Here is a 21,977-nt window from a genome sequence, read left to right as displayed (position 1 = left end):
GGGCCTCATAGAATAGGAGCCAAGATGAAACAACCGCGTTTTGCCGACCATAGCGAGACCATTTCGCAGGCAGAGCAGGCCATTGCCGACAGCGATCACCGTAACGCTCTGTTGCAAGAGATGCTGGCTGGCCTAGCCCTCTCGGATCAGACCTGTCAGCTGCTATTCGATGCGCCGACCGAGCAAGTGGCCGTGGCCGAGCAGGAGTTGCTGGCTGAGATCCAGCGCAGACAGGCGTTACTGCCGGCCCAGCCGGGAGAGGGCCGCAAGAGTCGCCGTCCCACCATGATGCGCGGACTGATGATTTAAGGAGTCGTGATGAGCACTATCCCTGACTACAACACCAACCCTGGTGCGTTCGTCGGCTGGCTTGATGGGCAAGCGCTGGACGCATTGCCGGGCCATAAAAACCCCAAGTTGACCGAACTGGTCGAGCTGCTCAAGGGCAAGATCACCATCAGTGCTGACTCATCGACTGCGCTGAGCAAGGAGCAGCTGGAGAAGTTGCTGGCTGCCTATCTGACGGATCCCGCCTCGATCAACGGGGGTTGGGCGATGGGCCAGTTCCGGGGGGGGCAAGATGCGGCCATTGCCGCCATCAAGGGAATGATCGAGCGGGGAGCAAAACAAACCCCGCCAGTCACCCACTGGACCGTCCCTGAATTTATGCTGCTCTCCCTCAGTGCGCTGACCATGGATCGCATCGATGACGATCTCATCACGACCTTTACCGGGGTGATGGCGTTTCAGGACAACCAGCGTAAAGGGCTGCGGGACGAGCTGGCAGAGATGACCGGTGAGCTGAAGATCTACGGGGTGATCCAGTCCGAGATCAACAAGGTGCTCTCTGCGGCATCCAGCCAGACCTTCAACACCAATTTCAATCTGCTGGATTACAAGCTCTATGGCTATCAGTCTCTGGCCGAATTTATGGATGGGTCAGAGTTCAAACTGTTGTCAAAAATGTTTACCGATGGGTCGGTGCAAAAAGCACAGCAAGATTTCACCAACGCTAAAAATGAGCTGGAAAAAGTAACGTCTGCCAACCTCGACCCCAAAACGCTGGGGGAGGCCAAGGCCGATTATGAGCGTAAAAAAGCCAATTTTGAGAAGATCGTAGCCACGCAGGTCATCACAGTTAAAACGTTCCTCGAAAGTGAGCAGAAGAAGAGCGGCGCGATGAAAAATATCGAAGTCAGCTACAGCTATGACAAGGACAACAACAAGCTTGGCAACTTCTCCACCAGTGTGAGCGACCGTTCTCGCCCGCTCAACGATCAGGTCAGTGAAAAGACCACCCGCCTCAACGATGTCAGCTCGCGCTACAACGCTGCCATCGAGGCACTCAACCGCTTTATCCAGAAATACGACAGCATCATGCGCGACATTCTTGGCGCAATTTGAGGAGAGATCATGCAGACCGATACCACCCTGACCCCGGAATATGAAGCAGAGCTGGAAGCCTTTATGGCTGACGGTGGCACCCTGGCCATGCTGCAGGATATCTCGGGCGACACCCTGGAGCAGCTCTATGCCCTGGCCTTTGGCCAGTATCAGGCCGGCAAGTGGGAGGATGCTCACAAGATCTTCCAGGCCCTCTGCATGCTGGATCACTACGAGCCGCGCTATTTCCTCGGGCTGGGTGCCTGCCGTCAGGCGATGGGAGAGTTTGAAACGGCGGTTCAAAGCTACAGCTTTGGCGCCATGCTCGACCTGAAAGATCCCCGTTTCCCGTTTCATGCTGCCGAGTGCCGGCTGCAACAAGGTGATTTGAACGGGGCCGAGAGTGGCTTCCACTCGGCCCGACTGCTGGCGGACACAGATCCCCGGCAGGCAGACCTGGCGGCAAGCGCCAAGGTCATGTTGGAAGCCATCGCAATCAGAAGGGATCTGCAAGATGAACCCGATCAGCAATGAAAGACAGGTTTCCCCGCTGGGAAACACAGGTGATGTTGCGGGCCTGGCGCCCGTAACCCAACCTCGCAGTGAAACACGGCTCGATGCCGCAACTGTGCAAGTCACCGGTCAGGCCCGCAAGTCAGGGGTCTCGCTGAACCCACCACTGGCGGTAAGCAATAGCCAGGTCAGTGCGCAGCAACTTGGTGAAATCGGCAAGTTGGTGGCTTCGGTGAAAGAGAACACCCGCTTGATTCTGCCGCACACCACCGGGTTGGTGACCGCAGCCTTTACCTCGCCCGAAGCGTTCGAGATTGAGCTGGGCAAGCTCACCAGCGATCTGGAGAAGACCCAGACCAAGCTGAAGCTTGATGATATCCGGCAAGCTCGCACGCTGAACGAGAAGAAGATCGGCGAGAACCAGGCGAAGATCAAAGAGGCAGAAGAGAGTGCCCAGGAGGCCAAGAAGGCCGGTATCTTTGGCAAGATTTTCGGCTGGATCAGTGCCATCGCCTCGCTGGTGATCGGCGCCATCATGGTGGCAACCGGGATTGGCGCTGCCGCCGGTGCCCTGATGATCGCAGCTGGCGTCGTTGGCGTGGTCAACATGGCTGTGCAGCAGGCTGCCGCTGATGGCCTTATCTCCAAGGAGGTGATGGAGAAGCTGGGGCCAGCCCTGATGGGGATAGAGATTGCATTGGCTGTGATTTCGGCCGCAGTCAGTTTCGGCGCGACCATTGGCGGTGCGATTGCCAAACTGGGCGCCAAGATTGGTGGCAAGGTTGCGGATGTTACCGCCAAAATCGTTGCCAAGGCGGGTGAAGTGGCCGCCAAATTTGGTGCCAAAGCAACCGCTGACGCGGTGAAAGTGACCAGTCAGGTGGCGAAAGTGGCCAAGATGGCCACCCAGGGTGCCGATATCCTCATTGATGTGAGCAGTGGCGTGGCCAAAACGGTCCAGTCGGCGAAAGAGTCCGAGTCGCTCGATGCTCAGGCTGATCTTGCCTTGAGCAAGAGCGAGATGACCGAGTTGCAAGGGGTCATCGACAAGCTCAAGGAGGCGATAGCCCAGATGATCGAGGCGTTCCAGCAGACCATGGAGATGATCTTCCAGATGATCAATGCCAAGGGCGACATGATGAACAACCTGGCCCGCAGACCTGCCGCTATCTAAGGAGTACCGACCATGATTAACAGTGATTATGCAAATGGCATGACCCGTACCGCCCCGCTGACCGAGGTGCAGGCCGGTGAGGCACAGCAGGTTCGCAGTGCGACCACTGCCCATGAGGCCGCCGCTTCGACCCGTTCGCAAGGGGCAGAGAACAAGAGCGTTCCTACTCTGCCACGCCCCTCCATCCCATTCGATACCAAAGGGGTGACCCAGATGGTTGCGCAGATGGACAGTGCGATGGATATGATGTCCTTGCTGTTCAAACTGGCCCGTCAGGCCCGTGAGGAGGGGTTACAGGTTCGGGATATCGAGAACAAGCTGGTCATCAGCAACCAGCAGGCACAGGTTGACGAGATGCGCCACGGCGCCAAGCTGATGATCGCCATGGCGGTGGTCTCCGGCGTGATGGCGGGGTTCTCTGCCATTATGGGCGGGATCAGCCTGGGCAAGGGTGCCAAGACTATCAAGCAGCAACAATCCCTTGATGGCAAGATTGCCGGTCGCGAGGCCTTGATTGACGCCAAGGTTGATAGCTTGAGCAAGCAGGGCCAACAGGTTGATCGTGCTGATGTGGGCAAAGTCTGGAAACAGGATCAAGTTGCAGACAGTAATGCGAGCCGATTGTTGGACAAGAAATTTGCTCGCACTTCCGAACGGGGTCAGGTGTTCAACACCGTAACCCAGTCTGTGGGGCAAATGAGCAACTCTGCGGTGCAGGTGGCGCAGGGTGACAGCCAGGCCAATGCGAAAGAAGACGAGGTCGAGGCGACCATCAGCCAGAGCGAGAAGCAGAAGGCCGAGGACAATATGTCCTTCAATGCTAACTTTATGAAAGATCTGCTGCAACTGATGCAGCAGTATTCCCAGAGCCAGAATCAGGCCTGGAAAGCGGCATTCGGCGTTGCATAAATGTAATGGTAATCAAGGCGCCCACTGGGGCGCCTTTTTGTTTTTTCCAGCCATTTTTCTTAAAAGTGCCGCCCTTGAGTGACAGCCTGCATGGCGGTGGCAGGCTAACATCTCTTCCTCTCTGCTGGAGGAAATCATGGATGTAACTGTCATCATCAATCGACTGCTCGCTGAATTTGCCACCAAATATGGTTTGCCATCCCTGGCTCTGAATCAGGAGGGGGTTGCGGCGCTCTGCTTTGACGAGCAGTTGCAACTCAGCCTGATCCTGGTGCCGGAGCGGGATCAGCTGGTGTTGCAGGCCGACGTGGCCGAGCTGCATCAGGTGGGCGAGGGGATTTTCCGTCAGTTGGCCAGCTTCAATCGTCACTGGTATCAGTTCAATCTTCACTTCGGTTTCGATGAAGAGAGTCTGACGGTGCAACTCTATCGCCAGATGGCGGCAAGCCGGTTGACCCTGGCGTACCTTGAAGAGAGTCTCGCCAGCATGCTGGAGCATGCCGAGTTCTGGCAGGAGCTGCTGCAACCCGGTACTCGGGAGGCAGGCAGCAGTGATCAGGTGATGGGAGTGCGGGTATAACCATGAAGATTCAGGAATCACAAGGCGCGCTGGCCCTGCATGGGGCAGAGGCGGGCAAGGTGGGGGCATTTGCAGGCAGAACCGTGAGTGCCCGGTCAGCCAGTGCGAGCCAGGTTCCCCTGTCGGCACTGCTGCGACGCTCCATTACCCTCAATCAGGTCCAGGAGCTGGCGTTGCAGCGACTGCAGCAGGGCGAGCACACCCCGCTGAGTGAACGGCGGATCCGGGTGTTATGAGAGGTCTGCTGCTACTGGTGCTGTTGGCCATGCTGGCCGGTTGTGTCACCACCCCGGAGCTGAAGCCCTTGCAGCAACAACTCAAAGGAGAGGTGCATTTCCCGCAAGCCTTGCCACGTCCGGCGACGGTGGAGGTGGCGGTGCTCAGCGTGATCGGGGGGCGTCCGTTGCAAGTGGCTGCCACCCGTTATGAGGTGACCATGCTGCCATTGCTGTTTGATCTGCGTTTGACCCCTCTGCAACTGGCGGAAGGGGAGATCTATCTGCGTGCCCGCTTGCGATTTATAGATGGCTCCGCGGTACAGGCTATGAGTCTGCAGAAAATTTTTAAGATTTTTAATGACAAAAAAATGGTTATTCAATTGCAGCCAAAAGCTTGTTATCCACAATGTCAGTAGTGATTGTGTTTAAATAAAGAGCCTTAAATCAATCATTTATTAATTTGCCAGTTAAGATTGAAGGTTTCTTTTTGTAACGAAGTATCTTTTGCTGTAAGCACACCATTAAGTCTGAGTCGTTGTACTGGATAAATAGTGTGTTAGCTCTAATTTTAGGCTGGTTTTTCTGCTTGTGACTGTTGTAGGATTCCCCCCCCTCATTTCAATGGTGATTAATTTTGAATTCACCAGTGGATGACTTGATTGCAAAATAATAAATAAAAATAACAGCTGATAATAAAGCACCCGAGAGCGACCCGCTTCCGGAGGTGTTACTGGTACTACACGCAGATTCAGGAAAATAAAACATGAAGGGCATTACTACCACAGAGAAGGGCGATATGGCCCTGCTCCAGTGGTGCATGTCTGCTTTTAACGTTATCGAACATCCGCAAGAGGGAATTTATATTCTCCTGGAAGGATCGATGAAGTGGCAGGACTGTACCGATACCTATGAATTATCCCCCAACGAACTTCTGTTCGTGCGCCGTGGCAACTACGCGGTCTGTACCGGTGACGGCCCCTGCCGCCTGCTTTGGCTACCTCTGTCAAACACCTTTTTGCAAGGCTTCTTGCAACGTTTCGGTTCACTGCTGAGTGAAGTCCCCCGGCTGGAGGGGATGGCCCCCACGCTGTTGCCGTTTCACTCATCCCCCTTGCTGACCCAATGTATTCAGGGGCTGCGCGGGTTGACTGAACATGAACATCCCCCCGCACTGGCCCAATTACGCACCGAAGAGTTGTTGTTTCTGCTCGCTTTTGGCGAACAGGGGCCTCAACTGATGTCTATTTTGCGCCAGCTGAGCAATCGCCAGGTCGAGCGGTTGCAACAGTTTATGGAAAAGCACTATCTGATGGAGTGGAAGCTCAGCGAATTCGCCAAAGAGTTCGGTATGGGATTGACCACTTTCAAGGAGCTGTTTGGCTCGATATATGGTGTTTCTCCACGCGCCTGGATCAGTGAAAGGCGGATCCTTTTCGCTCATCAGTTATTACTCAATAGTGAAATGAGCATCGTCGATATTGCGATGGAGGCCGGTTTCTCCAGCCAATCCTATTTTACCCAGAGTTATCGTCGTCGTTTTGGCTGTACGCCAAGCCGTGCCCGACACGGCACAGATTAACGCCGGACTAAAATAATCTGACGTTTTTTATAAGCCGCGGAGCGAGGCAATGGATAGAATAGCCAGCATATCGAAACATCATTCCATTATTGCCCGCAGCAAGATGAGCAAGGCATAGCATGAGTCAGCAAGATCACCATTCACCTAACCAGGGCCTGTTTGCAGGTCGTCGGGTTACCGTTGTCCAGCCAGATACCCTGAGTCGGGATCGTCTGGTCGGCCAGCTGTCCGTGCTCCGTTATCAGGATGCCGGCGTGATCACCTCGCAGCAGATGGCCCTGTTGCAACGACTGTTGCCCAGAACCCGACTGGAGAGCCTGTTGGGCTCCATCTGGTTTCAGCGCCGTCTCGATGCCGCGCTGGCCGTCTCGCGTGAGGAGCTGCAACAGATCTTGCGTCTGGCAGGCAGCGAGCGTTGTGACTGGATGCAGCAGCTGGGGGACCGCATCAATCTGGCGGATCGCCCCTTGCTGTGGCACTGGGTGCTCTATCCCTTGCACCGCTGGTGGGTTCAGCGTCTTGAACCACTTTACGGCGCCTGGCTTAACGAACTGGAGCAGTTGCAGGTGATGCGCCGCCAGCTCAATGCCCAGGCCGTGTTCTGGCAGACCGTGGTCGATGTACCGGCGGATCTGGAGAGCCGGATCGCCGATCAGCTTGAGCAGTTGAACCAGCGCGAGCAGGAGCTCACTCGGCTGCAAACTGATTGTGAGGCTCGTCTCCAGCTGGCCTGGCCTGCCTGGTATGCGCAAACGAGCAAGGAGGGGGACCCGGTTCACCTGATGCCGGTACCGCTTGAGCTCGGCACATTCTGGCATGCCCTGCAGGCACTGCCCCATCAGGACGAGGCAGCCCTAACCCTGCATGAGTGGTTGGCCGGCCGGGGCATTGCCCTGGGTCAGGATCACTTCTACTGGCAGCCTCCTGCGCCCTAGATAGCCCGAGGAACTATGCAAACGCTACTGAATCGATTGGCCGCAAACCTTGGCCAAGGGCCTTTTATTGCCGACGCACAGGGAAAGTACCATCTGCGGATCGATGGTTATCCCCTCTTTCTGACCCCCAGAAACGGTGAGTTGTTGCTGAGCACCCCGCTTGCAAGCAGCCAGAGGAATGACGCTGAGGCCCATGATCCGGCGCTGCTAAAGCGTCTGTTGCAACAGGTGGTGGCCTGGGGCCGTCATGCCCCCCATGCCCTGGTGCTGGATGATCTTGGCAATTTGCAGCTGGAGGCGCGGCTCGCGCTGGAGTGGCTCGATGAGGCGCTGCTGGCGGAGCGCCTGAGCCAGCACATCGCCCTGCTGGAGCGCTTGGAACCCCAATTGACCGAGGCCGCCTTGGCCCCCCAATGGAGACAGATGATATGGCACCCTTGAGTGTGCAACCCCTGCTGCGTCCCCTGTTGTGGGTCTGCCTCGCCGTGATGGCGTGGCAGCGTCCCGCCATGGCACAGGAGCTGGACTGGGTGCCCATGCCTTACAGCTATGTGGCAGAAGGGGAGAGTCTGCGCGACGTGCTGGTCAACTTCGGTGCTAACTACGAGGTCTCCGTGGTGGTCAGCGACAAGGTCAACGATCAGGTCAACGGTCAATTTGAACATGACGAGCCGCTCGCCTTTTTGCAGCAGCTCTCCTCCCTCTACAACCTGGTCTGGTACTACGACGGCAATGTGCTCTACGTCTTCAAGAACAGCGAAGTGCAGTCCCGTCTCATCAATCTGGAGCAGACTGGCGCAGCAGAACTCAAACAGGCGCTGCAACGAGCCGGGATCTGGGAACCCCGCTTTGGTTGGCGCCCCGATGCGGATAACCGGTTGGTCTATGTCTCCGGCCCGCCCCGTTACCTTGAGCTGATCGAGCAGACCGCGCTGGCACTGGAGCAACAATCCCAACTGCGCAGCGAGAAGACCGGGCCGCTGGCCATCGAGATCTTTCCCCTCAAGTATGCCTCGGCTACCGATCGCTCCATTCAGTACCGCGATACCGATGTGGCGGCGCCCGGTGTGGCGACCATTCTGGCCAAGCTGCTGAGCGATGCTGGCGTGCAGATGGTCAACGGCGAGGGTAGCAAGGCAGCGACGGCCACCTCCGGTCAAGCCATCGTGCAGGCCGATCCTTCCCTCAATGCGGTGATCGTGCGCGATGCTCCGGAGCGGATGGCGATGTACGGCAAGTTGATCGCCGCGCTCGACAAACCGGCGGCCCGTATCGAAGTGGCGCTCTCCATCATCGACATCAATGCCGAGGATCTCTCCCAACTGGGGGTGGATTGGCGAGTGGGGATCCGTACCGGTTCCAACCAGCAGGTGGTTATCAAGACCACCGGCGATCGCAAAGGGATCGAAGGGGGGGCCGCGCTCGGCAGTTTGGTGGATTCGAAAGGACTCGACTATCTGCTGGCCCGAGTCAATCTGCTGGAAAACGAAGGCAATGCCCAAGTGGTCTCCCGCCCGACCCTGCTGACCCAGGAGAACACCCAGGCGGTGATCGACCACAGCGAAACCTATTACGTGAAGATCAGCGGTGAGCGGGTGGCCGAGCTACAGGGGATCACTTACGGCACCATGCTGCGGATGACGCCACGGGTGATCCAGATGGGTGACAGACCCGAGATCAGCCTGAGCCTCCACATCGAGGATGGCAACCAGAAACCCAACAGTGCGGGGGCCGATGGCATTCCCACCATCAGTCGCACCGTGGTCGATACCATCGCCCGGGTCGGCCACGGCCAGAGTCTGCTGATAGGCGGTATCTACCGCGACGAGATGAGCGAGAACCTGAGCAAGGTGCCCTTTCTTGGTGACATCCCCTATCTGGGGGCGCTGTTCCGTAGCAAGGACACCCAGACCCGTCGTTCGGTGCGGCTATTTATCATCGAGCCTCGTCTGATTGATGACGGTATTGCCCACTATCTGGCGCTGGGAAATGGTCAGGATTTGCGAGCCGGGGTGCTCGGGGCTGATGAGATCTCCAATCAGAGTATCTCCCTTGGCAAGGTGCTGGGGGGCGCGCAATGCCAGCCGCTGGCTGCAGCCCGTGATGTGCAGCAACTGCTGCGTCAGGGGGGCAAGAGCTCGTCTCTCACTCAGTGCCGGATGGGCAATGAGCTGGGGTGGCGTCTGGTCGAAATGAACAAGGATCAAAAATGTACACCGGCCGCCAGCTGGTGTGTGCAGGCGGGCAATGAGGGCGCGACCCGATGAGCTGGAAGTGCCGCGTATATCGCGGGCTCAACCGCGGGGTAGAAGTTCCTCTGCCAGAGGGGCGTCTGGTCATCGGTTCCGATCCCCTCAAGGCTGATCTGGTGCTGGTGGATGAGGGGATGGCCCCCGAGCATCTGGTACTGCTGGTGAACGGGGAAGGGATCACTCTGCAAGCCTGGGCGGACGGTATTACCCCGACTCAGGACGGTGTCGCCCTAACCGCGGGAGAGACGCTCAGGGCGGGAACGCGCCTGGAGGCAGGCCCGCTGCTCTGGAGCTTCTGTGACAACAGTCGTTCGCTACCCGAACAGCTGGAGGCACTGGCGGCGGTGGTTGCTCCTTCTCGTGCGCCGAGGCGGCGGGCAGCGGGCGCCGATGTCTGGATGGGGGGCCTCTGCCTGAGTCTGGTGGTCGCAGTGGTCTTGCTGCTCGGCACGGGCTGGTGGCATGGCGCCGACGAGAACGAATCCGCCCGCAGTGAGCAGGCATTGAAGCGCTTTCTGGCCGCACCAAACTACCGTCAGGTGGTGCTGAACAGCAGTGACCCCGAGCTGTGGCAACTCTCGGGTTATGTCGATGAGAACAGCGCGCGTCTTGCCTTGCAGCAGTACCTCGACAGCAAGGGTTTCAACTACCGGCTGGAGCTGCGCACCATGGAAGATCTGCGGCAGGGTGCCGGCTTTATCTTGCAGAAGCTGGGTTATGAACAGCTGCAGATCCGCAATGGCAAGGAGCCCGGCTGGCTCAAGCTCAGCGGTGAAATTCAGGGGCAGGATAGCAAATGGAGCACTATTGAATCTCTGCTCAAGCAGGAGGTACCCGGCCTGCTGGGGGTTGAGAATCAGGTACAGATTGCCGGGGCTTATCGCAAGCGCCTCGATGCCTTGCTACAGGAGCAGGGGCTGGCTGGGACATTGCGGGTGCGCGAGGCGGGTGGGCGACTCGAACTCTCCGGCCAGCTGGATGAGCGTCAACTTGGCCAGTTTCAGCAGGTCAACCAGCAGTTTCGCCGGGAGTTCGGTACACACCCGACGCTGGAGCTGATCAATCAGACCAGAACGCCGCGTCAGGATGAGCTGGAGTTCGATGTGCGCAGCGTCTCGTTTGGCCGGGTGCCTTATGTGGTACTGGCGGACAACCAGCGCTATCCGGTCGGGGGCGCAACCTCCAGCGGGGTGCGGGTGCTGGCCATTCGCCCCGATGCGGTGGTGGTGAGCAAGGGCAAGCAGCAATACATCGTCAAATTAAAAGGAGCCGAGCGGCATGATGACCAGTTTGGAAGCGCGACTGTCCGGCGCTGATCCCGCCTTTGCCCGCGAGCTGCATGAGCAGCTTGTTCAGGCGCAGGGAGACGTGAAACGGCAACTGCTGCGCGGGGGAACCCCGCAACAGTATCGGGAGTGGCAACAACAGGCCGACGCCATCGAGGCGGGGCTCACGATCATTGGCAAGATAAAGGAGCACAACCATGGCTGAGATCTTTAAGTATGGAGAGAGTACCGCTACCAACACCCTCGATCAGGTGGCAAATAACCTTGCCGGGCAGGCCAATATCGCCAACGAGGATGTCAACAAGGCCATTGCGGCGATGGAAAAAAACCCTGACAACCCGGCGCTGTTGGCCGAGCTGCAGCACAAGATCAACAAATGGTCGGTGATCTACAACATCAACTCCACCGTGACTCGGGCCATGAAAGACCTGATGCAGGGTATTTTGCAGAAGATTTGATGATGAACCTTGAACTCAAGCGACAACTGGCCGAACTTGCGCTGGCTGGTACCGGCCACCATTGTCACCAGGAGGCGGCCACCATCGCCGACTGGCTGGATGGTGCGCCGGAGATGACCGAGTGTGTAACGCTCATTCGCCTCTCCTCCCTGATGAACCGGGGGGATTACCAGGCCGCTTTGCGGCTTGGTGGCGAGCACTGCACTCCGGATATCGAGCCCTGGCTGGCCCTGTGCGAGTGGCGGCTTGGCCAGCAGGAGGCGCTGGCTGCACGGTTGCTCCGACTGGAGCAGAGTGGCCAACCAACCTTGCAACAGTTTGCCGCCGGCCTGCGCGAGCAGATGACCTCATGAAAATTGAAGGCAGCGATCAGCCGGAGGGAGAGCAGCCGCTGCGTCAGCCCCCCCCGCCCGAATCCATGGCCCAACGCCAGTTCGAGCGACTGCTGGCCAAGACTCCCGAGCCGGATCTGTTCGAACGCTGGCAACAGGGGGCTCCCCTTGAGGGGTTGCTGGCCGGTGTAACACCAGCCGCCAAACGTGAACTGCTCTGGCAGATCTACCAACAGGGCGACAAACCGGCGCCGGAGATTGGCAAGCAGCTGTTTGGCCCTGTTACCGACAAGCTGATCGCGCGTTTTGGCGAGCGCCAGTCGCCGGTGGTGGATGCCATCGATCTGCCGGAGTTGCGAGCAACCATGCGGGAGTTTGATCCCTTGGCATCGCGGCGGGAGAAGGTGTTGCTGAACTTGTTGAGCGAGCTCAGGGACGGGCAGGGCGCAGTGCCCGCGGAACATGTGTTTCTCGATGCACTGGCCCGGCGCGAGCTGATGACCCTGATCCCGCTCAACGGCATGGTCGACAATCTGATGCGCAATTCGCACAAACTTGATCTGGAGGCGTGATGGAAATTGCACAGTCTGCCCAGGCGGTGGTCACCAGCCTGGATGAGTTGAAAGCGGTGGATCTCTCCTCGCCCCATGTCGCCAGTTTTGAACAGGCGATGGGGAGCACATCCCAGGGGATGGGGAGCTCTCTTCTGGGGGAGCTGGGGGAGTTGAAACAGCAGTTTGTCGAGGCCAAACAGAGCCTGCAAGCCGAGCTGGCGACCCCGGGGGATGATCCTAACAGCCTGATGCAGATGCAGTGGTCGCTGATGCGGATCACCATGCAGGAGGAGCTGATTGCCAAGACAGTGGGCAAGATGAGCCAGAACGTAGAAACCCTGTTGAAGACCCAGTGAGGTAGTGTGAAGAGATCGATGCTGATGGGGGTGCTTGGCGCCTCGCTGCTGCTCAGCGGCTGCAAAGTGGAGCTCTATACCGGGGTCACTCAGAAAGAGGGCAACGAAATGCTGGCGTTGCTGCAAACCGAGGGGATCGCCTCGGACAAGCAGCCGGACAAGGATGGCCGCATCAAGCTGCTGGTGGAGGAGTCTGACGTGGCGCAGGCCATCGAGACCCTCAAACGCAAGGGCTATCCAAAAGAGAGCTTCTCCACCCTGCAGGATGTGTTTCCCAAGGATGGCCTCATCTCCTCGCCCACCGAGGAGCGGGCTCGCCTCACCTATGCCAAGGCGCAGGAGATCTCCAATACCCTGTCGGAAATAGACGGCGTGCTGGTGGCTCGCGTCCATGTTGTGCTGCCGGAAGGCAATGAGGGGATCAGCAAGAAACCCTCTCCCGCCTCGGCCTCGGTCTTTATCAAGCATGCGGCGGATATCCAGCTCGATACTTACATCCCGCAGATCAAGCAGTTGGTCAACAACAGTATCGAGGGGCTCGCCTACGACCGGATCAGCGTGGTGCTGGTACCCTCGGCGGATGTGCGCCAGAGCCCGCTGATGCCGCGTAATACCTCGCTCTTCTCCATTGAAGTGAGCGAAGGTTCAAAGTGGCGGCTGGGCGGCTTGATTGCCCTGTTGCTGGCGCTGGTGGTGACCAGCAACCTGGCGCAATACATGTGGCACCGGAGCCGGAGTCGCGGATGACGGTCGGTTTGACCCCCTATCAGCTGCGCTTTTGCCCGGCCAGTTACCTCCATGAGGCGCACCTGCCCTCATCCTGGGCGCAGGTGCCGGAACTCTTGCCAGAGTGGCGGACGCTGCCAGCCAGTAACGGCGCTCTGCTCGAAGCGCTGACGCTGGGGATTGGCTACGAGATGCCCGCGCCTCTGGGGGGATTGGCACTCTTTCCCCAAAGCGAGCTGGTGTTGTTGTTGCGCCGTCTGGGGGCCGTGCTGCACGGTGAGGCGATCCGCCACTGCTTGCTGGCACCAACGCTGCGCCAGATCATCGCCCTGCTGGGGGAGGAGGGGCACAGAGCCGTACTCTCCCAGCTCGACTTGTTGATCGGCCCCTGGCCCGCTGGCTGGCAGCAGCCTCTGCCCGCTAAGCTCGATGAGGGGTTGCTGGAAGAGGCTGGTTTGCAGTTCTGGTTGGCGGCAGCTGGGGAAGGCTACCCCGACTGGGCTCGCCGTCTCACCCTGCGACTTCCCCCTACGCCACCCGGGCCATCATGGCCTTTGGCGGCTGATCAGCGGCCACTGGCTCGGGCGCTTTGTCTCAAGATTGCCAAACAGGTAACCCCCCAATGCTGCCATTTGTTGAAATAAAGAGTAACCATCTGCAACTGGCGCCAAGCCAACGCATCCTGCGTAGCCAGGATTACCTCTCCTACCTGAGCGCGCAGGAGCTGGTAGAGGCCGCCCGCGCCCAGGCAGCCGATATTGTGGCCGAGGCCCGCGCCGTCTATGAAGAGCAGAAAAGCCTTGGCTGGCAAGCCGGGATTGACGAGGCCCGGCGCGAACAGGCGGTGTTGATCCACCAGACCCAGTTGCAGTGCCAGGGGTACTATCGCACCGTGGAGCAGCAGATGAGCGAGGTGGTGCTGCAGGCGGTGCGCAAGATCTTGCACGATTACGATCAGGTGGCGCTCACCCTCAAGGTGGTGCGGGAGGCGCTCTCGCTGGTGAGCAACCAGAAGCAGGTGACGATACGGGTTCACCCCGAGCAAGTGCAGGCGGTGCGCGACCAGATCGCTCGGGTACACAAGGATTTCCCCGAAATCGGCTATCTCGAGATCTCCGCCGATGCCCGCCTCGATCAGGGGGGCTGCATTCTCGAGACCGAGGTGGGGATCATCGATGCCAGCCTCGACGGCCAGCTGGAGGCGCTCTCCCTCGCCATGAGCTCGGCGCTGGAAAAGCGTGGTGAACAGCAGGTCCGACTCGCCGGGGCGAATACCGCGGTTTAATAAGGCGGCTGAATATATGGCCGGCTACGTGAGAGAACATTCATCTGACAAATCCCGCCGGTTGTTACCTGCCCAAAACAAAACCGCCCCGGAGATCCGGGGCGGGTTTTTTATTTAGCGATACCGAGATGAGCCGTGAGCGACATAAGGGCTCAGCGATAGCGGCCACGTACCGAGCTGCTGGCACGGCCGGCCATCTTGATTAGGCTCTGGCGGGTGTGCAGGTGGCAGAGCGCGACGCCGAGGGCATCCGCTGCATCCGCCTGCGGGGTGGCGGAGAGTTTCAGCAGATGGGTCACCATATGCTGCACCTGCTCCTTGGCGGCACCGCCAGTGCCGACCACTGCCTGCTTGATCTGGGTAGCGGAGTATTCGCTCACCGGCAGATAGGCGTTGACCGCGGCGACGATGGCGCTGCCCCGGGCCTGCCCCAGTTTCAGGGCCGAGTCGGCGTTGCGGGCCATAAAGACCCGCTCGATAGCAAACTCGGTGGGTTTGAACTGGGTGATGATCTCGCATACCCCGTCATAAACCTGCTTGAGGCGCTCCGGCAGCTCGCCGCAATCGGTGCGGATGCAGCCAGAGCCCAAGTATTCGGCCTTGCCGCCCACGACCCGGATAACCCCGTATCCGGTGATCCGCGAACCCGGATCGATGCCCAAAATAATGCTCATGGGTGTTGATTGCTCTAAACGCGAGTGATGGCCGCCAAGATAGCAAACTGTGGCCCGTTTGGCTGTATGTCCCGGGTCAAGCGGGCAAAGATTGGCCAGCCTGCGTCGGGCGTGGTTAGCCCTTGAACAGCGCTATGGTGTCGCCATCCTGCAGGCTGCCCGCGCCGCGCACCACCACCCGGTCCCCCTGCTTGAGGGCGCCGCTCACCGCCACCTGCTGGCTGTCGCCAAACAGCACGGTGACCGGCACTCGGTTTACCTTGAGCGATTTGCCGCTTCTCGCCACCTGATAGACCACGCTGCCATCGGTGCCAAGCACCAGAGCATCTCGTGGCAGCAACATGCTCTGCTGCTCCCCCAGTGGCAGGGCGACCCGTACCGGCGAGCCGATGATGAAGGTGCCCGCTTCCGGTTTGAGGCGCAGCTCGATGAGGCGCGACTTGGGATCGGCGCTGGCGGCTCGCTGGTAATAGACGCCGTGACCACTCAGCTGCTCCCCCTCCACCCGCAGCCGGGTTTGCGGCGCAAGCTGCTGGGCCCAGAGAATGGGGGCTTGCAGGCGAATATCCGGCTGATCCGGGTTGACCAGCTCCAGCGCCTGCTCGCCCGCGTCCACATGCTCGCCGGGCTGGATGAAGTGGTTGTTCACCACTCCGTCGAACGGGGCATAGATGTGGCTGCGGCGCAGCTGTTCCTCAATCTGGTTCACCTGTATGGCGGCCAGCCGCTCGGCCAGCGCGGCCTGCTCCACATCGTAACTGGCCTTGTCGTACTGGCTCTGGGAGGCGCTCTTTTGTTGGTGCAGTCGGGTGATCCGTTGGGATTCGGCGCGGGCGAAGCGCAAGTTGCTCTGCCATTTCGCCTGCTCGGCGCGAGCTTGCTCCAGCGAGAGGCGCAGTGCCGCGCTGTCGAGGCGCAGCAGCTCGTCCCCTTTTTTGACCCGGCTGCCAAATTCGGCGATCCACTCCACCCGGCCGTTTACTTCGGCGCTGAGCGCCGCCTGCTGACGGCTCGCCACCGTGCCGCTGACCCAGATATTGGCGGCCGCATCCCCTTGGGTCACATCCGCCAGGGTCACCATCTTGCCCTGATCGGCCAATACCGGTAGCGCACTGCCTGCAATCAGCACAGCGCCAGCCAACATTCGGGTAATCATATGTGTCATCGATGAGCTCCTTGCTCAGGCCCGCTGGCGCAGGGGTTGTGGGATCGCCACCTGCTCCCCGAGACGCAGGAAGGCAGGCAACAGGATCAGGGTAAACAGAGTGCTGCAGCTCATGCCGCCGACAATGACGGTGGCGAGCCCGCGGTAAATTTCACTCCCCTCGCTCGGACTCAGCATCAGCGGCAGCATGCCGAAGATGCTGGTGAGACTGGTCATGGCGATGGGACGCATCCGGCTTTGCAGGGCATCGGCTACCGCCAGCTGGCGGCTCATGCCGTCTCGCTCCGCCGAGCGGGTCTGATGCACCAGCAGGATGGCGTTGTTGACCACCAGTCCCAGCAGGATGACAAAGCCGATGATGGTGAGCAGATCCATCGGCAGCGGCACCAGCAGCCCGCTCAGTTGCAGTGCCAGTACGCCGCCAACCGAGGCAAGGGGCAGGGTGAGCAGCACCAGCAGGGCATCCTTGAGAGAGGCAAACACCCCCCACAGCAGCACCAGCAGGATCACCACGGCGAACAGGAAGATGGTCCCCAGATTGTCGAGCGCCTGCTGCAGGCTGTCGGCATTGCCGGCAATGCGCAGTTCGCCACCAGCGGGCAGCAGGGGGCGGATGGCGGTAAAACTGCGGTTTTTCAGGGTGTCGAGCACCTGCTCCATGGTCATGCCCGCCGGGGGGGCTATCTGCAGGCTGATGCTGCGCCGCCCATCGGCCCGGAAGATACTGGCCGGGCCCATGTCGTGCTCTACCCGCAACAGCTCGCCAAGGGGGACGATGCGTCCGGAGGGGGTGGCCAGCGGCACTGCCTTCAGTTCGTCCGGATTGGCGGAGCTCTGTCCCATCAGCATGATGTCGAGCCGATCTTCGCCGTCGAAATACTCGCCAACCCGCAAGCCGTCGCCAAAGGTCTGGATGATGGCGGGCAGGGGCGTGCGATCCCAGCCCACTTCGGCGAGACGCCGATCTTGCGGCACCAGTTTGAGCTCGGGGGCGGTGAAGTCGAGACTCGGCTCGGGCCGGATCTGTGCTCCCGGCAGGTCCTTGCTGAGGATCCCCATGCTGGCTCGGGCCGCCTGATAGAGCTCGGGCAGGTTGCCCCCCTGCAGCAGCAGGGAGACGCCGTTCTCGCTGTCAAAGCCGCCAAACAGCGATCCCTGACCGCCGAACACCCGGGTGTCGGGAATGCCTACCAGCAGCTGTTTCATCAACAGGCTCTCCAGCTCCTTGATGCGGGTCTCGTCTTTGGGGCGCACGCCAATCTGGGCGCCCCCCGGGTAGCGCAAGATGTAGTAGTTCTTGAGGGCAGGCTCTTTCTCCCCCTTCATGTAGGGGGCGAGGCGGGCGATCAGGGTATCGATCACCTCTTCGCGCTGGGCCTTGAGGTTGACCCCGGGGGTGAAGTTCATCCAGACATCCACCGCGTCCCGTTTCACGTCCGGCAGATAGTCCATCTTGGGCAGCAGCGCCCAGGTGGCCAGGGCCGGCAGACTCATCATCAGGGTGATGACCGTCCAGCGCTGGCGTGAGGTCGAGGTCCAGCGGATCACGTGACGGGTAGTGCGCTGCCACAGCGACTCATAGGGGTCGGTCAGCGTTTCATGTCCCATCCAGCGCGCCGCCACCGCAGGCAGCACGATGACGGCGACCAGCATGGAGACTGTCACGGCGCAGGCGATGGTGAGCGCCAGATCGGCAAACAGCTGACCCTCCACATCGTTGAGCAGCAGCACCGGCAGGAAGATGGCAACCGTGGTGAGGGTGGAGGCGACCAGCGCCGTCCACACCTGACGGGTACCTTCGAGCGCCGCCTCCGCCTTGCTCAAATCCCCCCGCTCGTGGCGTCGGTAGATGCTCTCCAGCACCACGATGGCGGCGTCGAGCACCATGCCGACGGCAAAGGCGATGCCCGCCAGCGAGATGATGTTGAGGGTGCGACCCATCACCTTGAGCAGGCAGAAGGTGAGCATGATGCTGATGGGGATGGCGAGGGCAATCATCAGGGTCGCCTTGAGCTGGCGCAGGAAGAGCCAGAGGATGGCGCAAGAGAGCAGCACCCCGAGCCCCAGGTTGGCGGTGACCATGCTGACGGCGCGATTGATGTAGAGGGAGGCATCGAATGACTGCTCCATGTGCAGCCCGACCGGCTCCAGCACCTCGCGGTTGAGCTCGTTCACCCGGGCCTTGATCGCCTCAAGGGAGGCCAGGGCATTGGCGCCGCTCTCCTTGAAGATCTGGGCGGCGATGGCGGTATTGCCGTTCTGGATCCGCAGCACCGGGTTCTCCTCCCGTGCTATCCTTACCTCCGCTACATCCCGCAGATAGATGGGCAGGCCATTGCGCCAGTCCACCACCTTGTCCCCCAGCGTCTCGACATTATAGCGACCGGCGAAGCGCAGCTTGTACTCCCAGCGACCGATGTCGAGGGTACCGGCCGACACGTCCCAGCCGGTGGTGGCACGGCTGGCCAGTACCGGTATCTCCACCCCCAGCTCGGCGGCGCGATAGGGGTCGAAGCGGATCTGGATCTGGCGCTCGTTGATCCCCTCGACTGCGACCGTCGAGACCCCTTCAATGCGCTCCAGCTCGGGTTTGACCCGCGCCTCGATCAACGCCTGATGATCATCGATCACCCCCTTGGCGCCGGGCAGCTGCTGGATGAAGAAGAAGGTGAGGGTGTCGTTGCTGCTGTAGTTGTTGACGTAGGGGCCGCCGATCTTGTCCGGCAGTCCCGAGACCCGGTTCAGTCGCGAAATCACATCGAGTTGGGCCCGCTGCATGTCGGTGCCGAGGGCAAACTCCATGTCGATTTCGGTGAAGCCGGGATAGCTGTTGCTGACAAGGCTCTTGAGCCCCTGAACCCCCTGCATCTCCTGCTCGATGGGGTCGGTGATCTCCGACTCCATCTCTTGGGGCGAGGCTGAACGCCAGCTCACCGAGATGTTGAGGTGTGGACGGTCGATGTCGGGGAACAGCTGGATCGGCAGTCCCCGGATGCTGAGCAGGCCCAGCAGGAAAATCAGCACGATCGAGACCGCCACCCAGATGGGGCGTTCGATCGCCGTTTTGGCGAGGTTCATTCACTCTTCCTGAGTTGTTGTTATCGGCCATTCCGCTGGCCTTGCTTCCAAAGCCCCTGCAACAGGGACTCAAGCATTTAACTGGAATTCTCCTAGCTTGTAAATGCATGGTTAACAAACAAAAAAACCGGCCACGAGGGCCGGTTTGGTACTGGTTTGCCAAGGGATCAGGCTGCGTGCTCGACCTTGTTTGGCTGCTTGCTTGGTTGCTGGGAGAAGCCTTCCAGCTCGCCCGGGGCGAAGTTGTCTACCTGAATGGCTTCGTAGCGCAGGGCATCGGCGGCCAGCAGTTTGTCCGCTTCGTCCTTGCTCAGGATGGAACCGGCCAGTGCGGCGGCAACCAGCTCCGGCAGCGCCAGTTTGCGGGGCAGTTTGCCCTCTTTCTGGGCCTGCACCAGCTTCTTCTCGTAGGGCTGCACAGCGACCATGGCCTGGAAGGCGCGCTCCATCAGACCGACCGGATCCGCCTCGTCTTTGCCCACATAGCAGAGGGCGGTCAGACGGTCGCGGAACTCGCCCGGCTTCATCATGGCCAGACAGATGGCGTGGCAGCGATCGTCTGCCGGCATCTTGTAACCGACGCCGAACGGGAACACCACGCGCTTGAGTACGGCACCCACCACCTTGTTCGGGAAGTTCTGGAAGAAGCCCTCGAACGCCTTGCCAATCAGGTAGAGGTTGCGCTCCACCGCGTACTGCACGAACGGCAGATCGGAGACCATGCGGCCCTGATCCTCGTAATGCTTGAGGGTGGCGGAGGCCAGATAGAGATGGCTCAGCACGTCACCCAGACGGGCGGAGATCATCTCCTTGCGCTTGAGATCGCCACCCAGCATCAGCATGGAGACGTCGGCGCACAGGGCCAGCCCTTTACTCATGCGGGAGAGCTGCTTGTAGTAGCGAGCGGTTTCACCGGCTACCGGCGCGCTGTTGAACTGACCCAGAGTCAGCCCTTGGAACAGGGAGCCGAAGAAGTTGCCGGCGCCGAAGGCGATGTGCTTCATCAGCAGGGCGTCAAACTTCTCGAGACCGCGTTCCACGTCGGTATCGGCCGCCGCTTCCAGCTCGGCAAACACGTATGGGTGGCAGCGGGTAGCCCCTTGCCCGAAGATCATCAGGTTGCGGGTCAGGATGTTGGCCCCTTCCACCGTGATGGCCACCGGAATACCCATGTAGGCGTAGCCGGTGTAGTTTTTCGGGCCCAGCTGGATGGCACGACCGGCGTGGATGTCCATGGAGTCATCCATGATCTGACGCGCCATTTCGGTCATGTGGTACTTGGAAATCGCGGTGACGATGGCCGGTGCCTGACCCAAGTCCAGGGAACCGGCGGTCATACGACGGGCTCCTTCCAGCTGATAGGTGAGGCCGCCGATGCGAGCCAGCGCCTCTTGCACCCCTTCAAACTTGCCGATGGACATGCCGAACTGTTTACGCACGTAGGAGTAGGCGCCCACTGTGCGGCTCGCCATGTGACCGCAAGCGGTGCCCAGCGCAGGCAGCGAGATGCCGCGACCGGCGGAGAGGCACTCCACCAGCATGCGCCAGCCACGACCGGCGTAATCCGGGCCGCCGATGATCCAGTCGAGCGGAATAAACACATCCTTGCCGAAAGTCGGGCCGTTCAGGAACGCCAGACCCATGGGGTAGTGGCGATCGCCGACGCGCACGCCCGGGTGGCTGGTGGGGATGAGGGCGCAGGTGATGCCGAGCTCTTCCTTGTCACCCAGCAGTTTTTCCGGGTCATAGAGTTTGAACGCCAGCCCCAGCACGGTAGCGCGCGGCGCCAGGGTGATGTAGCGCTTGTTCCAGTTGAGGCGAATACCCAGCACCTCTTCACCCTTGTGCATCCCTTTGCAGATGATTCCCTTGTCAGGAATGGCACCTGCATCGGAGCCCGCCTCCGGCCCGGTCAGGGCGAAGCAGGGCACCTCTTTGCCATTGGCCAGCCCCGGCAGCCAGAAATCTTTCTGGGCCTGGGTGCCATAGTGCATCAGCAGCTCGCCCGGGCCGAGGGAGTTCGGCACCATGACGGTGACCGCCACGCTCAGGCTCTTGGTGGCGATGCGGGTGACGATGGTGGAGTTGGCAATCGCCGAGAACTCGCGGCCGCCATAGGATTTCGGAATGATCAGGGAGAAGAAGCCTTCCTTCTTCAGATAGTCCCACACCGGTTCCGGCAGGTCTTTGGTTTCGTTGACGATCTTGAAGTCATCGACCATGGCGAGCAGGGTTTCGACCTGATTGTCGATAAAGGCCTGCTCCTCTGCGGTCAGCTCGGCCTTGCCGTAGCCATGCAGTTTTTTCCAGTCGGGGTTGCCGCGAAACAACTCGCCATCCCACCAGACGGAGCCGGCTTCCATGGCCTCCCGCTCGGTAGCTGACAAGGGCGGCAATATTTTTTTGAAGATGCCGAACACCGGACGGGTTACCACCTTTTTACGGATGGAGGGTACGCCGAGCACAACGGCTATCGCCAGCACCAGCAGGACAAGCAATGTGATCATACCGAAGTTCCTT

The 21,977-nt window shown here is 60.0% G+C and carries 25 protein-coding genes; 21 read left to right on the top strand and 4 right to left on the bottom strand.

All coding sequences use genetic code 11. The annotated features are described in order from the left end of the window. Positions 1-24 precede the first annotated feature (24 nt). From acrG to ascL, 21 genes are all read left to right on the top strand, one after another. Positions 25-309: an LcrG family type III secretion system chaperone AcrG gene (gene acrG / locus ACW5XC_RS17465; RefSeq protein WP_005334559.1), complete on the top strand. Its 285-nt coding sequence runs from the start codon at positions 25-27 to the stop codon at positions 307-309. Positions 310-318: 9 nt separating this feature from the next. Beyond that, positions 319-1,404 carry a virulence-associated V antigen gene (locus tag ACW5XC_RS17460; RefSeq protein WP_042054067.1) on the top strand — a complete coding sequence of 362 codons (1,086 nt, stop codon included), beginning with the start codon at positions 319-321 and terminating at the stop codon, positions 1,402-1,404. A 9-nt stretch (positions 1,405-1,413) separates the two neighbouring features. After that, entirely contained in the window at positions 1,414-1,917 is a 504-nt protein-coding gene (gene acrH, locus ACW5XC_RS17455; protein ID WP_042054069.1) for a SycD/LcrH family type III secretion system chaperone AcrH, read from the top strand. Next, positions 1,898-3,070: a type III secretion system translocon subunit AopB gene (gene aopB, locus ACW5XC_RS17450; protein ID WP_042054070.1), complete on the top strand. Its 1,173-nt coding sequence runs from the start codon at positions 1,898-1,900 to the stop codon at positions 3,068-3,070. The genes acrH and aopB overlap by 20 nt, the downstream gene beginning before the upstream one ends. Before the next feature lie 12 nt (positions 3,071-3,082). After that, a complete protein-coding gene (gene aopD / locus ACW5XC_RS17445; RefSeq protein ID WP_042054072.1) occupies positions 3,083-3,979 on the top strand; it encodes a type III secretion system translocon subunit AopD in 897 nt (298 codons plus the stop codon). A gap of 136 nt (positions 3,980-4,115) precedes the next feature. Beyond that, complete coding sequence (locus ACW5XC_RS17440; RefSeq protein ID WP_021229946.1) at positions 4,116-4,559, top strand: type III secretion system chaperone; 444 nt, start codon at positions 4,116-4,118, stop codon at positions 4,557-4,559. Positions 4,560-4,561: 2 nt separating this feature from the next. Continuing rightward, positions 4,562-4,795 carry a T3SS regulon translocated regulator ExsE family protein gene (locus tag ACW5XC_RS17435; RefSeq protein WP_005334547.1) on the top strand — a complete coding sequence of 78 codons (234 nt, stop codon included), beginning with the start codon at positions 4,562-4,564 and terminating at the stop codon, positions 4,793-4,795. Continuing rightward, positions 4,792-5,193, top strand: coding sequence for a YscW family type III secretion system pilotin (locus ACW5XC_RS17430; RefSeq protein WP_042054073.1), 402 nt, complete (start codon positions 4,792-4,794; stop codon positions 5,191-5,193). Before ACW5XC_RS17435 ends, ACW5XC_RS17430 begins: the two co-directional genes overlap by 4 nt. 347 nt (positions 5,194-5,540) lie before the next feature. Further along, positions 5,541-6,356, top strand: coding sequence for a helix-turn-helix transcriptional regulator (locus tag ACW5XC_RS17425; RefSeq protein WP_042054076.1), 816 nt, complete (start codon positions 5,541-5,543; stop codon positions 6,354-6,356). Between the two features lie 119 nt (positions 6,357-6,475). Continuing rightward, positions 6,476-7,291 (top strand): type III secretion system negative regulator ExsD, encoded by an 816-nt coding sequence (gene exsD / locus ACW5XC_RS17420; RefSeq protein WP_040065237.1) that lies wholly within the window; start codon positions 6,476-6,478, stop codon positions 7,289-7,291. Between the two features lie 15 nt (positions 7,292-7,306). Further along, positions 7,307-7,732 (top strand): YscB family type III secretion system chaperone AscB, encoded by a 426-nt coding sequence (ascB, locus tag ACW5XC_RS17415; protein ID WP_017411838.1) that lies wholly within the window; start codon positions 7,307-7,309, stop codon positions 7,730-7,732. Then, a complete protein-coding gene (ascC, locus tag ACW5XC_RS17410) occupies positions 7,705-9,558 on the top strand; it encodes a SctC family type III secretion system outer membrane ring subunit AscC (RefSeq protein ID WP_178378360.1) in 1,854 nt (617 codons plus the stop codon). Before ascB ends, ascC begins: the two co-directional genes overlap by 28 nt. After that, on the top strand, positions 9,555-10,859 hold the full coding sequence (gene ascD / locus ACW5XC_RS17405) for a SctD family type III secretion system inner membrane ring subunit AscD (RefSeq protein ID WP_042054079.1): 1,305 nt from the start codon (positions 9,555-9,557) through the stop codon (positions 10,857-10,859). The genes ascC and ascD overlap by 4 nt, the downstream gene beginning before the upstream one ends. Further along, a complete protein-coding gene (locus tag ACW5XC_RS17400) occupies positions 10,822-11,034 on the top strand; it encodes an EscE/YscE/SsaE family type III secretion system needle protein co-chaperone (protein ID WP_042054080.1) in 213 nt (70 codons plus the stop codon). Before ascD ends, ACW5XC_RS17400 begins: the two co-directional genes overlap by 38 nt. Next, positions 11,027-11,287, top strand: a complete 261-nt coding sequence (gene sctF, locus ACW5XC_RS17395) for a type III secretion system needle filament subunit SctF (RefSeq protein ID WP_005334534.1) — start codon at positions 11,027-11,029, stop codon at positions 11,285-11,287. The genes ACW5XC_RS17400 and sctF overlap by 8 nt, the downstream gene beginning before the upstream one ends. Then, on the top strand, positions 11,287-11,640 hold the full coding sequence (locus ACW5XC_RS17390; protein ID WP_042054082.1) for a YscG family type III secretion system chaperone: 354 nt from the start codon (positions 11,287-11,289) through the stop codon (positions 11,638-11,640). The genes sctF and ACW5XC_RS17390 overlap by 1 nt, the downstream gene beginning before the upstream one ends. After that, entirely contained in the window at positions 11,637-12,191 is a 555-nt protein-coding gene (locus ACW5XC_RS17385) for a YopR family T3SS polymerization control protein (protein ID WP_042054084.1), read from the top strand. Before ACW5XC_RS17390 ends, ACW5XC_RS17385 begins: the two co-directional genes overlap by 4 nt. Next, on the top strand, positions 12,191-12,529 hold the full coding sequence (ascI, locus tag ACW5XC_RS17380; RefSeq protein ID WP_005320806.1) for a SctI family type III secretion system inner rod subunit AscI: 339 nt from the start codon (positions 12,191-12,193) through the stop codon (positions 12,527-12,529). The genes ACW5XC_RS17385 and ascI overlap by 1 nt, the downstream gene beginning before the upstream one ends. A gap of 6 nt (positions 12,530-12,535) precedes the next feature. After that, complete coding sequence (gene ascJ / locus ACW5XC_RS17375) at positions 12,536-13,276, top strand: SctJ family type III secretion inner membrane ring lipoprotein AscJ (RefSeq protein ID WP_179831119.1); 741 nt, start codon at positions 12,536-12,538, stop codon at positions 13,274-13,276. Continuing rightward, the gene (locus ACW5XC_RS17370; RefSeq protein WP_021229959.1) at positions 13,273-13,899 is read left to right on the top strand and encodes a SctK family type III secretion system sorting platform protein; all 627 of its coding nucleotides are present in this window, start codon (positions 13,273-13,275) and stop codon (positions 13,897-13,899) included. The genes ascJ and ACW5XC_RS17370 overlap by 4 nt, the downstream gene beginning before the upstream one ends. Beyond that, positions 13,878-14,540, top strand: coding sequence for a SctL family type III secretion system stator protein AscL (gene ascL, locus ACW5XC_RS17365; protein WP_042054086.1), 663 nt, complete (start codon positions 13,878-13,880; stop codon positions 14,538-14,540). The genes ACW5XC_RS17370 and ascL overlap by 22 nt, the downstream gene beginning before the upstream one ends. A gap of 152 nt (positions 14,541-14,692) precedes the next feature. Here ascL and ruvC read toward each other — a convergent pair whose 3' ends face one another. The 4 genes from ruvC to ACW5XC_RS17345 all read right to left on the bottom strand — a co-directional run bounded on the left by ruvC (position 14,693) and on the right by ACW5XC_RS17345 (position 21,964). Further along, positions 14,693-15,214: a crossover junction endodeoxyribonuclease RuvC gene (gene ruvC, locus ACW5XC_RS17360; RefSeq protein WP_005334512.1), complete on the bottom strand. Its 522-nt coding sequence runs from the start codon at positions 15,212-15,214 to the stop codon at positions 14,693-14,695. A gap of 115 nt (positions 15,215-15,329) precedes the next feature. After that, entirely contained in the window at positions 15,330-16,379 is a 1,050-nt protein-coding gene (locus ACW5XC_RS17355; RefSeq protein WP_042054088.1) for an efflux RND transporter periplasmic adaptor subunit, read from the bottom strand. Positions 16,380-16,394: 15 nt separating this feature from the next. Next, positions 16,395-19,457, bottom strand: coding sequence for an efflux RND transporter permease subunit (locus tag ACW5XC_RS17350; protein ID WP_042054089.1), 3,063 nt, complete (start codon positions 19,455-19,457; stop codon positions 16,395-16,397). Between the two features lie 167 nt (positions 19,458-19,624). Beyond that, entirely contained in the window at positions 19,625-21,964 is a 2,340-nt protein-coding gene (locus ACW5XC_RS17345) for an acyl-CoA dehydrogenase (protein WP_042054090.1), read from the bottom strand. Between the last annotated feature and the right edge of the window lie 13 nt (positions 21,965-21,977).

It is taken from the genome of Aeromonas sp. 25-AL00135, from assembly GCF_054052385.1.
Note: the sequence above shows the minus strand (reverse complement) of the source record. Positions and strands in the feature narration are given on the sequence as shown.